This window comes from Shewanella sp. SM87, assembly GCF_025653705.1.
GTDB lineage: Bacteria > Pseudomonadota > Gammaproteobacteria > Enterobacterales > Shewanellaceae > Shewanella > Shewanella oncorhynchi.
This window is the reverse complement of sequence record NZ_JAKKSC010000092.1, coordinates 1-948: the sequence shown is the minus strand read 5'-3', so window position 1 is coordinate 948 and position 948 is coordinate 1. Positions and strand designations below refer to the sequence as shown.

The following is a 948-nucleotide window of genomic DNA, read 5'->3' as shown; positions in this document are numbered from 1 at the left end:
TGCCCCATTTCGTGTTTCGGCTCGTTAGCTCAACCGAAAATTCCCACTCCTGCTGCCATACAAATTCTTATCTATTTGCCTATGCTTGGCCTTACCAGAAATCGACTAACAATGTATGGGTATACAGTCGTATTTAAATTTAGGTGTTTTGGTATGATTTTCAGACAAAATCAGTGCGCACTAATTCCATTCGAAATAAATAAAACTCTTTAAAATCAGGTAAATATAGTAACTGAATTTTAGTTAATAGGTTTGGAAAACGCGCATGCGCGTTTTTCCAGATGGTGTATTTTATAAAAAGCTGATAACTTCTGCATAAACAGATAGTTAACTGTGCGCATTTTTACTGGTCTAACGTGATAAACGCGCATGCGCACTAATAAAATGTTAGCAGCAAAAGGTAGTCATGAGCATAATTTCTATTGGTGCCCAATGTGGCGGTCCCAAAGACGGCGGGCTAGGCAAGATAAAAGTTGACCTATATAAGGCACTGCGAAGCAGTTGCACATCAACGTATTGCAAAGAAATTGATGAATATGCACCTGTACTGAGAATAGATGGAGAATTTCAGAAGTTTGGCGATGAGGGTATAACCAGGCTGAGATTCGCAAAGAAGCAGCGTTACATAACCGCTGATATTCAAATTCCCAGCGAAGTCTGGGAGGTTCGATCCAAGAATGAATTACGAGACTATCTTGCACATAAAGTACGGGAAACAATTGTCACTTTTGTCGAGCGTCTTAGGAAAGATAGGTTGGAAGTGGACGCAGATTCTTTATTTAAAGAGGTTGATGCTGGAATTAGTATATTTAAAGGCTTCGATTACGAGGCCAGCAGCTAACAAGTTGCTGTACTCGGACTCAACTACGCGCCGTAAGCTTGTGGTTTGCTGCGCAAACTTTACCACAAGCTTACTCTGCTCCGTTGGGCCGGTAAGCAAGGCGTTAG

1 protein-coding gene is annotated in these 948 nt (G+C 41.2%); it reads left to right on the top strand.

What is annotated here, in order from left to right:
- The first annotated feature begins 406 nt into the window (after window positions 1–406).
- Complete coding sequence (locus tag L5M11_RS23800; protein WP_248085093.1) at window positions 407–841, top strand: hypothetical protein; 435 nt, start codon at window positions 407–409, stop codon at window positions 839–841.
- Window positions 842–948: the final 107 nt, after the last annotated feature.

Bases quoted from the DNA above. Each gene is read 5' to 3' on its own strand.
- L5M11_RS23800 (WP_248085093.1), top strand. From the start codon at position 407: ATGAGCATAATTTCTATTGGTGCCCAATGTGGCGGTCCCAAAGACGGC.